This is a genomic window from Vibrio sp. Isolate22 (assembly GCF_022398115.1).
Classification (GTDB): domain Bacteria; phylum Pseudomonadota; class Gammaproteobacteria; order Enterobacterales; family Vibrionaceae; genus Vibrio.
Genome location: NZ_JAKEUW010000032.1, coordinates 24,281 through 39,970 on the forward strand (window position 1 = coordinate 24,281; position 15,690 = coordinate 39,970).

Annotated in this window: 10 protein-coding genes; 2 read left to right on the top strand and 8 right to left on the bottom strand. The window is 45.1% G+C overall.

The genetic code is table 11. The annotated features are described in order from the left end of the window. Positions 1 to 32 precede the first annotated feature (32 nt). Both L1D55_RS17215 and L1D55_RS17220 read left to right on the top strand, forming a co-directional pair. On the top strand, positions 33 to 2,438 hold the full coding sequence (locus tag L1D55_RS17215; RefSeq protein WP_239918235.1) for a N,N'-diacetylchitobiose phosphorylase: 2,406 nt from the start codon (positions 33 to 35) through the stop codon (positions 2,436 to 2,438). A gap of 73 nt (positions 2,439 to 2,511) precedes the next feature. Next, on the top strand, positions 2,512 to 3,924 hold the full coding sequence (locus L1D55_RS17220; protein ID WP_061032491.1) for a phosphoglucomutase/phosphomannomutase family protein: 1,413 nt from the start codon (positions 2,512 to 2,514) through the stop codon (positions 3,922 to 3,924). 143 nt (positions 3,925 to 4,067) lie between these two features. On the opposite strand, the gene L1D55_RS17225 is transcribed toward L1D55_RS17220, so the two are convergent. From L1D55_RS17225 to L1D55_RS17260, 8 genes are all read right to left on the bottom strand, one after another. Beyond that, positions 4,068 to 5,096: an ABC transporter ATP-binding protein gene (locus L1D55_RS17225; protein WP_171367360.1), complete on the bottom strand. Its 1,029-nt coding sequence runs from the start codon at positions 5,094 to 5,096 to the stop codon at positions 4,068 to 4,070. Beyond that, positions 5,096 to 6,721, bottom strand: a complete 1,626-nt coding sequence (locus tag L1D55_RS17230) for an iron ABC transporter permease (protein ID WP_239918236.1) — start codon at positions 6,719 to 6,721, stop codon at positions 5,096 to 5,098. Before L1D55_RS17230 ends, L1D55_RS17225 begins: the two co-directional genes overlap by 1 nt. Positions 6,722 to 6,969: 248 nt before the next feature. Then, entirely contained in the window at positions 6,970 to 7,986 is a 1,017-nt protein-coding gene (locus tag L1D55_RS17235) for a Fe(3+) ABC transporter substrate-binding protein (protein WP_032551510.1), read from the bottom strand. Between the two features lie 145 nt (positions 7,987 to 8,131). Continuing rightward, on the bottom strand, positions 8,132 to 9,361 hold the full coding sequence (locus tag L1D55_RS17240; protein WP_032551509.1) for an ammonium transporter: 1,230 nt from the start codon (positions 9,359 to 9,361) through the stop codon (positions 8,132 to 8,134). A 25-nt stretch (positions 9,362 to 9,386) separates the two neighbouring features. Beyond that, positions 9,387 to 9,725 carry a P-II family nitrogen regulator gene (gene glnK, locus L1D55_RS17245; protein WP_004738200.1) on the bottom strand — a complete coding sequence of 113 codons (339 nt, stop codon included), beginning with the start codon at positions 9,723 to 9,725 and terminating at the stop codon, positions 9,387 to 9,389. 213 nt (positions 9,726 to 9,938) lie between these two features. Next, positions 9,939 to 10,307, bottom strand: a complete 369-nt coding sequence (locus L1D55_RS17250) for a YacL family protein (protein ID WP_239918237.1) — start codon at positions 10,305 to 10,307, stop codon at positions 9,939 to 9,941. 159 nt (positions 10,308 to 10,466) lie between these two features. Further along, the gene (gene acnB / locus L1D55_RS17255) at positions 10,467 to 13,055 is read right to left on the bottom strand and encodes a bifunctional aconitate hydratase 2/2-methylisocitrate dehydratase (RefSeq protein WP_239918238.1); all 2,589 of its coding nucleotides are present in this window, start codon (positions 13,053 to 13,055) and stop codon (positions 10,467 to 10,469) included. 271 nt (positions 13,056 to 13,326) lie between these two features. Continuing rightward, positions 13,327 to 15,666: a patatin-like phospholipase family protein gene (locus L1D55_RS17260; protein WP_239918239.1), complete on the bottom strand. Its 2,340-nt coding sequence runs from the start codon at positions 15,664 to 15,666 to the stop codon at positions 13,327 to 13,329. Positions 15,667 to 15,690 lie beyond the last annotated feature (24 nt).

The following is a 15,690-nucleotide window of genomic DNA, read 5'->3' on the forward strand; positions in this document are numbered from 1 at the left end:
CATAGATGCAGTTTGTTAAAAAGGAAATGACAATGAAATACGGCTATTTCGATAACGACAATCGCGAATACGTCATCACTCGCCCTGATGTACCTGCACCTTGGACTAACTACCTAGGTACTGAAAAGTTTTGTACTGTAATTTCGCACAATGCGGGCGGTTACTCGTTCTACAATTCTCCGGAATACAACCGTGTTACTAAGTTCCGTCCGAACGGCACCTTTGACCGTCCAGGACACTATGTTTACCTGCGTGATGATGAGACGGGTGACTACTGGTCTATCTCTTGGCAGCCCGTGGCAAAGAGCCTAGATGAAGCAAACTACGAAGTTCGTCATGGCCTTTCGTACTCAAAATTCAAATGTGAATACAGCGGCATTACCGCAACCAAAACGCTATTCGTTCCTAAGGGCGAAGATGCAGAAGTTTGGGACGTTGTACTAAAGAACAACACGGATAAGCCACGTACTATCAGCACATTCTCATTTGTAGAGTTCTCGTTCAGTCATATTCAATCAGACAACCAAAACCACCAGATGTCTCTGTACTCTGCGGGCACGTCTTACCAAGAAGGTGTGTTGGAATACGATCTGTACTACAACACTAACGACTTTGAAGGCTTCTACTACTTAGCATCCACCTTCTCACCAGACAGCTACGACGGTCAGCGTGACAACTTCCTTGGTATGTACCGCGATGAAGCAAACCCAATTGCGGTCGAAAACGGTAAATGTTCGAACAGCGCTCAAACCTGTTACAACCACTGTGGTTCTCTGCATAAGCAATTCACCATTCAACCGGGTGAAGAAGTTCGTTTTGCTTACGTACTAGGTATCGGCAAAGGTAACGGTGAACGCCTACGTGAAAAATACCAAGACACAGCAAACGTAGATGCTGCGTTCCAAGGCATCAAAGATCACTGGGACGAGCGTTGCAACAAGTTCCAAGTTAAGTCTCCAAATGAAGGCTTAGACACCATGATCAACACCTGGACACTATACCAAGCAGAAACTTGTGTGGTTTGGTCGCGCTTTGCATCATTCATTGAAGTTGGCGGCCGTACAGGTCTTGGCTACCGTGACACAGCTCAGGACGCTATATCAGTACCTCACGCTAACCCAGCGATGACTCGTAAACGTATCGTCGACCTACTACGCGGCCAAGTTAAAGCCGGCTACGGTCTACACCTATTCGATCCAGATTGGTTCGATCCAGAGAAAGCGGATGTTAAACCTTCGAAGTCACCAACGGTAGTTCCGACTCCATCAGATGACGACAAGATCCACGGCATTGAAGATACTTGTTCTGATGATCATCTATGGATCGTTCCGACCATCATCAAATACGTGATGGAAACCGGTGAACATGAGTTCTTTGATGAAGTGATTCCTTACGCAGACGGCGGTGAAGCGACAGTCTACGAACACATGAAAGCAGCACTAAACTTCTCTGCTGAGTACGTAGGTCAAACAGGTATCTGTAAAGGTCTACGTGCTGACTGGAACGACTGCTTGAACCTAGGTGGTGGTGAGTCGTCAATGGTTTCATTCCTTCACTTCTGGGCACTACAAGAATTCTTAGACCTTGCTAAGTTCCGTAATAACGATGCTGACGTTGCGAAATACACAGAAATGGCAGCGAACGTACGTGAAGCGTGTGAAACACACCTTTGGGATGACGAAGGCGGTTGGTACATTCGTGGTCTAACCAAAAATGGCGACAAGATCGGTACTGCTCAACAAGCAGAAGGTCGTGTACACCTTGAGTCAAACACACTAGCCGTTCTGTCTGGTGCAGTTTCTCAAGAGCGTGGTGAGAAAGCGATGAATGCAGTCGATGAGAACCTATTCTCGGAATACGGCCTGCACCTAAACTCTCCATCATTCGCGACACCAAACGATGATATCGGCTTCGTCACTCGCGTTTACCAAGGCGTAAAAGAGAATGGCGCTATCTTCTCTCACCCGAATCCATGGGCTTGGGTAGCAGAAGCGAAACTTGGTCGTGGTGACCGTGCAATGAAATTCTACGATGCACTTAACCCATACAACCAAAACGACATGATTGAAACACGTTACGCAGAACCATACTCGTACGTGCAGTTCATCATGGGTAAAGACCACCAAGACCATGGCCGTGCAAACCACCCATGGTTAACCGGTACCTCTGGTTGGGCTTACTTTGCGGTAACCAACTTCATTCTTGGTGTTCGTACAGGCTTTGAAGGCTTAACCGTAGATCCTTGTATCCCAACAGATTGGCCAGAGTTTGAAGTGACTCGTCAATGGCGCGGTGCGACATACAACATCACGGTACAAAACCCGAATGCAGTAAGCAAAGGGGTTGCCTCTATCACTATCAACGGTGAGTCAGTAGAAGGCGCAATCCCAGTTCAAGCAGAAGGCAGCGTGAACGATGTTGTCGTTGTTCTAGGCTAGTCACGCAACTTAACCAACCACTCTTGCCTCAAGCCTATTGGGTTTGAGGCAAAGAGACTAAAAGGATTTTCTAATGATTAAATTTGGTACAGGTGGCTGGCGTGCTTTCATTGGTGAAGAGTTCACCAGAGAGAACGTTCGCCTTGTGGCACAGGCGTTGGCAAACATCATAAACAATGAAGATGCAGCTAAAAACGGATTTGTGATCGGTTATGACCGTCGCTTCCTTTCCGATAAAGCTGCATGTTGGTTTGCTGAAGTATTAGCCGCTAACAACATCAAAGTCAGCTTCATCGATAAGTTTGTTCCAACCCCTATCGTAATGTTCCAAGCAAAAGAGATGGGCTGCACCTACTCGGCATGTATTACCGCTTCTCACAACCCAGCGGATTACAACGGCATCAAGGTGTTTATTGAAGGTGGTCGTGATGCTGATGAAATCATCACAGAGAAGATCGAACAGCAAATCGCAACTCTAACCAACGAAGACGTTATCCGTGTCGACTTCGAACAAGCGTTGAACGACAAAGAGATCGAAATCATCAACCCAATGAACGACTTTGTTGATTCGATCATTAACTTCATCGATATCGAGTCAATCAAGAAAGCGAACCTACGCGTACTGATTGACCCTATGTTTGGTGTAGCGAAGAACGCCCTGCAAACCGTTCTTATCAATGGTCGTTGTGATGTGGATGTGATCAACGATGGTAAAAACCCAGATTTTGGTGGATTGATGCCATCACCAAGCGCAGCTACACTCTATCGCTTGAAGCACTTGGTTGCCGCTGAAGGGTATGACATCGGTATTGGTACCGATGGCGATGCTGACCGCCTAGGTATTATCGATGAGAAAGGTAGCTTCATTCACCCTAACGAAGTGCTACTACTGCTTTACTACTACTTGTTGGAATACAAGGGCTGGAAAGGATCGGTAGTTCGTAATATCGCAACCACTCATCTACTCGATAAAGTGGCAGCCGATCATGGTGAAAAGAGCTTTGAGGTTCCAGTAGGCTTTAAGCATATCAGCTCGCAAATGGAAGCCGACGACTCTCTGATTGGCGGTGAAAGTTCTGGTGGTTTAACCATTCGCGGCCACATCAAAGGTAAAGATGGTGTCTTCGCATCAAGCCTACTGGTTGAGATGATCAGTGTAACGGGCAAGAAATTGTCTGAATTACTTGATGAGATCTACTCGAAATATGGCTATGCCTACACCGCGGAAGGTGACTGCAAATTCAAACCTTCAGAAAAAGAAGCGCTCTACACCAAGATCTACGTAGAGAAGCAACTGCCTGAATTTGAGTATGAGATTGAAAAAGTCAGCTATGAAGATGGTGCTAAGGTGTACTTTAAGAATGGCGGCTGGGTTATTGCTCGTTTCTCTGGAACAGAGCCTTTACTACGAATCTTCGCTGAAATGGAAGATAAAGAGACTGCGGAACGTGTTCTTCAAAAAGTGAAAGACTTCCTCTCTCTATAGGCTTATAGAGTGCAGCAGTTTTGTATGGGACTTAACAAACCACTGCCTTGTTAAAGCCTATAGGTGAAGAACTCTTGCCCAGTACTTTGGTGAAAGTACTGGGCTTTTTTATGCCGAGTTGACAGCTCAGCAACTAAGTCGACTTAAAATGCCAACACCCCTTTGGTGTCTACCTTCACGGTTACAGGCATGCCAACCTCTAGCGCTTCCGACGAAGTCGCCAGTAGCTTTTGACCATTGGCTTCAATCACATAACGACAATGGTCGCCCATAAATTGCTGCTCCAATACCGACAAGTTACTCTCTGTATCGTGGCTCGCGACAATATGCTGAGGTCGTAATAACAGTGCACACTCAGAGCCAACATCAATTTCCGTTTGCGCTTTTGCTTCCACTAAGCCCAAGCTGGTTTCGAATTCATTATCTGAAATACGCTGAGCATTTAAATAACTACCACCACCTAAGAAATCCGCCACAAACTTGCTTGATGGGTGGAAGTACAGCTCAGATGCTGAACCATACTGTTCAATCACACCATGATTCATTACGGCCATTTTATCCGCAAAGGCAAACGCTTCTTCACGACTGTGAGTAACAAAAATAGCGGTTACACCCTGCTTCTTGAAGATCTTGCGGATCTGAGAAATCAACTCGTGACGAACTTGGGTATCAATGTTTGAGAACGGTTCATCAAGTAACAGTAGATCAGGCTTGTAAGCCAAAGAGCGAGCAATAGCGACACGTTGCTGCTGTCCACCAGACAACTGATGAGGATAACGCTCACCATATTGATCAAGGTGAACCAACTCAAGCATCTCTTTCACTTTTGCTTTCTTGTCTTGCTCAGACATATCACGCAAGCCAAATGCTACGTTCTGATTGACGGTAAGGTGCGGAAACAGCGCATAATCTTGGAAGATCATGCCGATGTTACGTTGCTCTGGTGGTAGCCAATTCTTACCATCATCAATAGTCTGACAGTTAAGATTCATTACCCCATGACTCAACGGAAGTAATCCAGCAATCGCCTTTAGTAAGGTTGTTTTACCACAGCCACTAGCGCCAAGTAGACATACGATCTCGCCATGTTCAACTTCAAGAGAAAGCGACTCGAGAACCGTTTGAGACTCATACTTACAAGTCAGATCTTTAATAGATAATGCACAGCTCATTAGTTTTTTTGCTCCAAAGAACGGTTGACGATGATCAATGGGATTAGACCCACAAGTACAAGTAACACAGCAGGCATCGCAGCCAGCTCTAGATGCTCATCAGAGGCATAGTTGTAAACATAGGTAGCTAGGGTTTCAAAGTTAAACGGACGCAGCAATAGCGCTGCATTCAACTCTTTCATCGATTCGATAAACACCAATAGTCCTGCAATCAAAGCACCACGCTTAATCAAAGGCAAATGCACTCGGCGTAACATTTGGTTGGTGTTACAACCCATGGTCTTTGAAGCCATATCCAAAGACGGCGACACTTTACTTAGGCTACTTTCCACACTGCCGATAGCAACCGCAGAAAAACGCACTACCATCGCAAAAATAAGCGCGAACATAGAGCCAGAGAAGATCAGCCCCGGACGTCCCCACTCCATCACTTTCGCAATATCATTAATTAAGTGGTCCATGAACAAAACCGGCACCATCACACCAATTGCCAACACGGTGCCAGGTACGGCATAACCCATAGAAGCAAGACGCATGTATGCCTGACTTCTCTTACCTGGGCTTACTCGCTGATTAAAGTTCACAATGAGAGCAATGATCACACCGATGATCGCAGCCACAATAGAAACATATAAGCTGTTAACCGCGTATTCTCTAAATTCTGGAGTCCAGCTTTGACCGAAGTATTTATAAGCATAAATAATTAACTGACCAAGCGGGAACAAGAATGCGACACAGACTAACCCCCAACACCAAAACATTGCTAGCCATTTTTTCCAACCAGACAGGTCATAGCGAAAATCTTCACTACTACTGAATTGATTTTGAAATAGCTTCTGTTTACGGCGACTGTATCGCTCCGAGCTTAGCAATAGAATCACGATAACCAACATGATTGCCGATATTTTCGCTGCCGCGGTCAAGCTTGAGTAACCTAACCAGGTATCATAAACCGCCGTTGTTAAGGTGTTCACCGCAAAGTAGCTGACCGTACCGAAGTCACCGATGGTTTCCATGGCAACAAGTGATAAACCGACAGCCATTGATGGGCGCACAAGCGGCAAAGAGATGCGGCGGAAGCTTTCCCAAGGTGAGCATTTCAATAATCTAGAGGATTGGAGTAGAGAGACGTTCTGCTCCATGAATGCAGCACGGCATAGCAGGTACACATAAGGATATAGAACCAGAGAAAGTACAATAATCGCACCGCTTAGGGTTCGGATATCTGGGAACCAATACTCACCCGGCCCCCACCCTGTTATGTCACGCAGCAGAATCTGCACTGGTCCAGCGAAATCAAACCAATCGGTAAAGATATAACCTACGATGTAACCTGGCATCGCTAGAGGAAGTACTAGCGCCCATTGTAGGACCCGCTCGCCAGGGATACGGCACATTGCCATGATCCACGCTGAGGGAATCCCAAAAATCAACGACAAACACATGGTGCCGAACACTAAAACCACTGTGTTGTAGGCGTAGGTAGGCATCACTGTAGACATAAGATGAGAGAAGAGCTCATCCGTTTCACCAACAGCGGTTGTGAATATCGCTAAGATCGGAAAAACCAGCAGCAAAGCAATCACTCCACTACTGGTGTTCCATATATAATTCTTTTGTTTCATCGCTTAATTACAACGGAGAGGGATAACTCGAAAATGCGTTTGAAAATACATCTCATATCCTTTTAAAAACTAAGGGTAGTTATACCGATATCGCACTGTGACTGCAAGGCGCGAAGCTCAGAACTCACCAGTTCTAGGCGTTGCTTTGTATCAAAAAGTGACTTGCTTAAAAACAAAACAACCCCAAGTCCATAAAGTAGGAACTTGAGGTTGTTAATCAATCTAGGCTGCAGCCTACATCAATGGAATTAAAGGTCGAATTTAACTTCATCTAGAAGTTTGATTGCCGCTTCGTGGTGGTTAGCAATCTCGTCTAGAGAAATTGTATCTGCTTTGAACTCACCCCAAGATGCTACAAGCTCAGATGGTTTAACATCAGCTTTTACTGGGTATTCGTAGTTCACTTCAGCGTACATACCTTGTGCAGTGTTACCTGCTAGGAATTCCATTAGCTTAACAGCGTTCTCTTTGTTTGGAGAGTATTTCGCCATTGCCATACCAGAGATGTTTACGTGAGTACCAGTCGTCTCTTGGTTAGGGAAGTTAATGTAAACAGCATCAGCCCAAGCTTTTTGCTCTTTATCGTTAACCATCTTACCTAGGTAGTAGCTGTTACCAAGAGAAACGTCACATAGACCTTCTTTGATAGCTTTAACTTGTGCACGGTCGTTACCTTGAGGCTTACGAGCTAGGTTTGCTTTAACGCCTTCTAGCCACTCTTTAGTTTCAGCTTCGCCTTTATGAGCAATCATAGAAGAAACTAGAGATACGTTGTAAGGGTGCTTACCGCTACGAGTACAGATTTTGCCTTTGAATTCTGGCTTAGCTAAGTCTGCGTAAGTGAAATCTTCACCTAGACGGCCAACACGGTCACGTGAAGAGTAAACGCTACGCGTACGAGTTGTTAGAGCAAACCATTCGTTATCAGTATCTTGGTACTGAGCTGGGATGTTCTTCTCTAGTACGTCGCTCTCAACAGATTGAACTAGACCTTGCTTAGTTAGCTCAGATAGACGGCTAATATCCACAGTTAGGATAACGTCAGCTGGGCTGTACTCGCCTTCTTGAGCTAGCTTCTCTGCTAGACCTTTCTTCGCGAACTTAACGTTTACTTTAATACCAGTTTCTTTCGTGAACTCGTTGAACATAGGCTCAACAAGGAAAGGTTGACGGTAAGAGTATACGTTCACTTCTTCTGCCGCGATTGCAGCTGTAGGTGCGATAGTTGCACAAGCTAGAGCAGAAAGAGTTAGCAGTTTTTTCATTGGTTCAGTCCTTTAACTTCGTAATGATAACGTTTATCAGTTGCGTTATTATATTCATCATAATTTAGAAAACAATGATGAAGAACAAAAAAACCTGCTCATCCGAGCAGGTTTCAAGTAGGTTAAATGTAAATATTTGTAAATGTTACTTCACAGATACGAACTCTGGGTAAGCACCAACACCACAGTCGTGCATATCCATACCTTCTAGCTCTTCGTCTTCGCTTACACGGATACCGATTGTGGCTTTTAGGATTGCCCACACCGCTAGACTTGCACCGAATACCCAAGCAAAGATTACTGCAGCACCGAATAGTTGAGCACCAAATGTTGCATCAGCGTTGCTTAGTGGCACAGCCATCAGACCGAAGAAGCCACACACACCGTGTACTGAGATAGCACCTACTGGGTCATCAATCTTAGCTTTATCTAGAGCGATGATGCTGAACACCACCAGTGCACCAGAAACTGAACCGATAGCGACTGCAAATAGAGGTGATGGAGATAGTGGATCCGCTGTGATAGCCACTAGGCCTGCCAACGCACCGTTTAGTACCATTGTTAGGTCTGCTTTGCCCCAAGTGGTCTTACACACTAGTAGTGCTGCGATTGCACCTGCTGCTGCTGCTGCGTTTGTGTTTAGGAAGATTTGACCTACTGCTGTCGCGTTTTCAAAGTCCGATACCATTAGCTGAGAACCGCCGTTGAAGCCGAACCAACCGAACCATAGGATGAATGTACCTAATGTTGCTAGTGGCATGTTTGAACCAGGAATTGGGTAGATTTCACCGTTTTTACCGTATTTACCTTTACGAGCACCCAGTAGAAGTACGCCAGCTAGAGCTGCTGCTGCACCTGCCATGTGTACGATACCTGAACCTGCAAAGTCACTGAAGCCTGCTTCTGATAGGAAACCGCCGCCCCATGTCCAGTAACCTTCCATTGGGTAGATGAACGCTGTCAGAACCACAGAGAAGATCAGGAATGACCATAGTTTCATACGCTCAGCAACCGCACCAGATACGACTGACATTGCTGTTGCAACGAATACTACTTGGAAGAAGAAGTCAGATTCTAGAGAGTGATCCGCACCTTCACCTTGCGTACCAATTAGTGCACCAAAAGATGGCAACCAACCGCCTTCGCCGTTATCGACATACATGATGTTGTAACCAACAACTAGGTAAGTCGTACATGCAATCGCATACAAACAAACGTTTTTAGTTAGGATTTCAGTGGTGTTCTTTGAACGTACAAGACCAGCCTCAAGCATTGCAAAGCCTGCCGCCATCCACATTACCAACGCACCTGAAATGAGGAAGAAAAAAGTGTCTAGTGCGTAACGTAATTCCGTTACTGTTGTTAAAAGTTCCATATTAAATTCTCCAGTCCTTGAATTCTTAAAGTGCTTCTGCGTCCATTTCGCCTGTACGGATACGTACTGCTTGGCTCAGGTCGTACACAAAAATCTTACCGTCACCGATTTTTCCGGTGTGAGCCGCTTGGCTAATCGCTTCAACAACACGGTCCACGTTTTCTGCTTGAGTCGCGATTTCTAGTTTTACTTTTGGAAGGAAATCAACTTGATATTCCGCACCGCGGTACAGTTCCGTGTGGCCTTTTTGACGACCAAAACCTTTTACTTCTGATACAGTCATACCTTCGATACCGACATCAGATAGCGCTTCTCTCACATCGTCTAATTTGAATGGTTTCACTATGGCATTGATGAGTTTCATAATCGTTCCTTAGATTTATCACTTAGTCCGTTAATACTCTTTCTATAATCCAAGTAGCGTGCCAAAAAGTTAAGTTATTGATATTAAATAAATTTGGCTTTATACACCTCCAACAACGAAAAAGGTCGCACCATAATGGTGCGACCTTTTCACTATCTTAATGCGCTGGTATCAAATTGCTCTATATTTGGGCAATGCGCTCAATTGGGTATTCTACAATCCTAAAAAATCTACCCAGCGCTCCATCAGCAACTCAAAATCATCAATTCCACAAACCGATGAGCTTTCACTGTTGTAAAAGTCGAATTCGCTGCCCTCTTCCATTTCATACTCATGGCCGAGGACATTCTCTTGAACCGTTACTTCATCTTCATTGATCGATAACGTGATCTCTTTACCTACCATTGAAAGCTCATTGCTAAAGTTAGTACGTGACTCTTCAACAAGTGCTAACACCTGATCGATTTTACTTTTGTCTTTGCCAATCTCTTCTTGAAGCCAACGTCCAACGATTTCGTGCCCCATGCTGCATTTCACGTAGTACTCACCCATCAAAGTGTTTCTTGTAAATTCGAATTCCATAGTGGCTCCACGCAGTAACTGCAGACAGGGTTAAAAATGAGGCGAGAGTATATAGTGAAGTAATCAATAGATCGAGGGGCTCGTCACCCAGCATTCAGACATAAAAAAACGCCTTCTACGAATAGAAGGCGTTTAATTAGTTACTTCGTCAATCAGCGATTATGCTGGTTCTTGGAAAATAACCGTATCGGCTTTTTCCGTGTACTGACCCATTTTGTGGAAGTTCAGGTAACGGTACGTGTCAGCTGCCGTTGCATTAATCTTCTCTGCGTACTCTAGATACTCTTCTTTCGTTGGGATACGACCTAGAATCGCACCTACAGCAGAAAGCTCAGCAGATGCTAGGTAAACGTTCGCACCTGTACCCAAACGGTTCGGGAAGTTACGAGTAGACGTAGACATTACTGTCGACTTGTCTGCAACACGTGCTTGGTTACCCATACATAGAGAACAACCTGGAGTTTCGATACGAACCCCTGCACGACCGAAGATACCGTAGTAGCCTTCTTCTGTTAGCTGGTCTTTATCCATCTTAGTTGGCGGAGCCACCCATAGACGAGTACTTAGAGAGCCGTTGAACTCTTCAAGCATCTTACCTGCAGCACGGAAGTGACCGATGTTGGTCATACAAGAGCCGATGAACACTTCTTGGATCTCTGTACCTTGAACGTCAGAAAGAAGACGAGCATCATCTGGATCGTTCGGTGCACACAGGATTGGCTGATCGATGTCAGCAAGGTCGATCTCGATAACGTGAGCGTATTCAGCATCTGAATCAGCAGACAGCAACTCAGGGTTCGCTAGCCACTCTTCCATTGCTGTAATACGACGCTCGATAGTACGAACATCACCGTAGCCTTCAGCGATCATCCACTTAAGCATAACGATGTTTGAGTTCAGGTACTCTTCGATAGACTCTTGAGACAGCTTAACAGTACAACCTGCCGCTGAACGCTCAGCAGATGCATCAGAAAGTTCAAACGCTTGCTCAACAGATAGGTGTTCAACACCTTCGATTTCTAGTACGCGACCAGAGAATTCGTTGATCTTACCTGCTTTCTCTACGGTTAGTAGGCCTTGCTTGATGCCGTATAGAGGAATTGCATGTACTAGGTCACGTAGCGTGATACCTGGCTGCATTTCACCTTTAAAGCGAACCAAGATAGATTCTGGCATATCAAGAGGCATTACACCTGTTGCTGCCGCGAATGCAACTAGACCTGAACCCGCAGGGAATGAGATACCTAGAGGGAAACGAGTATGCGAGTCACCACCTGTACCTACAGTATCAGGAAGAAGCATACGGTTTAGCCATGAGTGGATAACACCATCACCTGGGCGTAGTGAAACACCAGCACGGTTCATGATGAAATCAGGTAGTGTGTGGTGCGTGTTTACGTCAACTGGTTTCGGGTATGCCGATGTGTGACAGAAAGACTGCATCACTAGGTCAGCTGAGAAGCCAAGACAAGCAAGGTCTTTAAGCTCATCACGCGTCATAGGGCCAGTAGTATCTTGAGAACCTACTGTCGTCATCTTAGGCTCACAGTATTGACCTGCGCGAACACCTTCAACACCACATGCTTTACCAACCATCTTCTGAGCTAGTGTGTAGCCTTTATCAGAGGCAGATGGGTCAACAGGCTTAGCGAATAGGTCTGTTTCTTCTAGACCAAGAGAAGCACGAGCACGACCTGTTAGGCCACGACCGATGATAAGTGGAATACGACCACCAGCACGAACTTCATCAAGCAGTACTTTGCTTAGCTCAAAGCTAGAGATCTCTTCACCGTTTTTACGTACAACGCCTTCGTATGGGAAGATATCGATAACATCGCCCATGTTCATGTTTTGTACGTCTAGTTCGATAGGTAGTGCGCCAGAGTCTTCCATTGTGTTGTAGAAGATTGGAGCAATTTTACCACCTAAACAAACACCGCCAGTACGCTTGTTTGGTACGTAAGGGATATCTTCACCCATGAACCAAAGTACTGAGTTAGTCGCCGACTTACGAGAAGAACCTGTACCAACAACATCACCTACGTAAGCAAGCTGAATGCCGTCTTTTTGAAGTTCTTCGATTTGAGCGATTGGGCCAACCGTACCTGGTTGATCTGGGTTGATGCCATCACGTTCCATCTTCAGCATCGCTTTTGCGTGTACTGGGATATCTGGACGTGACCATGCATCAGGTGCAGGAGATAGGTCATCGGTGTTCGTTTCACCAGTGACTTTGAATACTTTTACTGTGATTTTTTCAGCGACTTTGTCTTTCGCTGTGAACCATTCAGCATCAGCCCAAGATTGAAGGACTTTTTGCGCTGATTCGTTACCAGCTTTTGCTTTCTCTTCTACGTCGTAGAACGCATCAAACATCAGTAGAGTATGAGATAGTGCTTTCACAGCGATTGGAGCAAGCTCAGCATCATCAAGTAGAGATACTAGAGATTCGATGTTGTAGCCACCTTGCATAGTACCAAGCAATTCTGCAGCTTTTGCTTTGCTTACTAGTGGAGATGCTACTTCACCTTTAGTGATAGCCGTTAGGAAGCCCGCTTTTACATAGGCAGCTTCATCTACGCCTGGTGGAATGCGGTTTTCTAGTAGGTCAAGAATAAACTCTTCTTCACCTTGAGGTGGGTTCTTCAGAAGTTCAACTAGGCCAGCTACCTGCTCAGCATCTAGTGGTTTTGGAACAACTCCTTCGGCAGCACGTTCTTCGACGTGTTTACGGTAGGCTTCAAGCACGACTTTTTCCTCTCATTGCGGTTCACTTCTCACCTTCATAATTGTTAGTAAAATAAAGAAGTGAACATCCTTGGAAACTTGGCTCTCCATTGCCATTTTTGTCATTCAATTTGTATTGATGAGCGGCGTCATAGAGGCCAAACTGTGGGCGGTAGAATAGCAAATTTAACGTTAAATTAAAATCTTATCATTTTGACCAACATAGCAAGTTAAGACGAAAGTCCCACTATTTTTGCCTATTTACGCACTAAAATGACGACTCTACGCATGATTATTTGTAAGACGTACCAACAATCAAGTAAACCGAATCGAAGTTATCTTCCGTGCGTCCATAAGCCAAGATGATTGGCCCAATTGGGGAATCGACACCCGCGAAAACCGAACCTGCGGTGTACATTGGAGCTTCATTAAGCTTCAAATCATTGTTCGACCAAACGCCACCATGTTCGATGGATGCGCCTATATAGAACGGCGATTCAAAGAGACCGAAGTCATTCTCAAACCACTTATAGCGATAGATCAGACTGGTGTACGCTAAATTCTGACCGATCAAGCTGTTTCTCGGGATACCTGATAGATTCAGGAAGCCGCCTAGCTCTTTCGGATCGATAGGAAAAACTGAGTTCTTGCTCTCTACAATGCCGTAATCGACTTTTCCGACTAAAGTATGCTTTTCATAGCTTTTTGCAGCCATTAGATTGGCTGAGAACTCATAGACGGTATCACTTCCAGAGGCTAACTCATCATCTCCTATCGAGCTGTTATTCTCAAAGTCATCATGAGAGACAAGGTACTCTAAATCAACGAAGTAACCTTCGGTTGGCAAACTGAAGTTGTCTAAGGTATCCAATCGATAACTGATGAAACCGCCAACGCGATTGTAACTACCACCACCCAGTGAAGGTAACGAGGCTACTTCTACATCACCATCGGTATAGCGAACACCAAACTTAAGTTCTTGCCACAGAGTCGGTTGATAACCTAACGCTAATTCACCTATGTATTCGCTGTATGACATCGGAACATAATCTTGAGTTACGTCTAACGTAGGCTCCTCAATCTCATCAATCCCTGCAGGTAGGTTTCGATTCTCTTTGCGGTAAACAATCGAAGCAGAGGTAAATAACTTCTGGCTTGAGAAGAACGGTGAGTAAAGTTCGGCTTCAATTCGCTTATCCGTACCCATTTCAATATTGGTTCTCAACTCAGCACCATGCGAGTTGATGTCGGTGAAGTTAGCTGAAACACCGAGCGAATATTGACTCTCAGTAGAGAAATCGTCTTCGAGGAAGAATCGGAAGTTGAGGTAATTTGGCCCCCAAGACTTTTCATCCACATTCACCGTAAGTTGATCTTCACCGTCAACGTTTTCGAATTCATAAGTAACCAACTCAAAGCGATCCAATGCATAAAGGTCTTGGACTTTCGCTTCAATTTCACTGGTTTTGAGAACCTTGCCTGAATTAAGATTTAAGCGATTTTCAAGCAGCTTATCTGAGTAGTGGGTGTTGTTGTTGATCACCACCTTATCAACCACGGTTTTATCACCGTGTTTCAGCTGTCTGCGCGCCTTTTGTTTGTCTTCGATATAGTGCTGGTAGTCAGCATTCGAGAGTGACAACTTAGAAAGTTCAGCGGAATGCTGCTTAGCAGACTCGTAACCGGCTTCGTAAGCTGATGGCATTTTATCGAATTCAGTGGTTTCCATTTCTCCAACATCAGGTTGGAGGAATACATCATTGTCTGTAAGTGTTTCAGCTTGTTCCTGAGTACTACGCTGAACAAGATAATTGGAGAGCTGGTCGGCTGCGGCTAAAAAGGTCGTAAAATCCTCTTTGCCTTTGTAGTTGGTACTGATATCAACCGCAATGATGATATCTGCGCCCATCGCTCTTGCGACATCAACAGGCATATTGTTGGTTACGCCACCGTCAACTAGCATTCGCCCATCAACTTCATAAGGCGGAAGAGCACCAGGTACCGACATACTTGCCATCATGGCATCGACAAGGTGGCCATGGTCAATCACGACTTCTTCAAGTTCAATAATGTCGGTTGCGACTGAGCGATAAGGGATAGCAAGATGATCGAAAGAGTCGAGTGGTGACAAGTTACCTGTGGTTTCACGCAGAATACGCAGCATATTCTGACCTTGTACCACGCCTTTTCTGGCTTTGATTTCTCCCCAACCTAAACCAAGATCGGTATTCAGTTGATAGCGGTCTTCATACTCTTTATCTCGTACACGACGATCGCTACGATTTACACGGTCACGGTAACCGCGATTCCAATCCACCGTATAGATAAAGCTTTCAATCTCGTCAGCGCTCATCCCTGTCGCATAAAGACCACCAACGTATGAACCCATACTGGTACCGGTAATGTAATCAACCGGGATTTGCATCTCTTCAAGCGCTTTAAGTACACCAATATGAGCAGCACCTTTTGCGCCGCCACCTGCGAGTACAAGAGCGACAGTTGGCCTCTTATGAGCTTGTTCAAGTTCAACATGCTCTGATGAATCAACCTTTGCCGCAGTCGCTGCGAACAGTTGAAAACTGATCACAGTACCGACCATACCTAAGCCGCTCACTAACCAACGAGAAATCATTATTTAAACTATCCTTGTCATTAT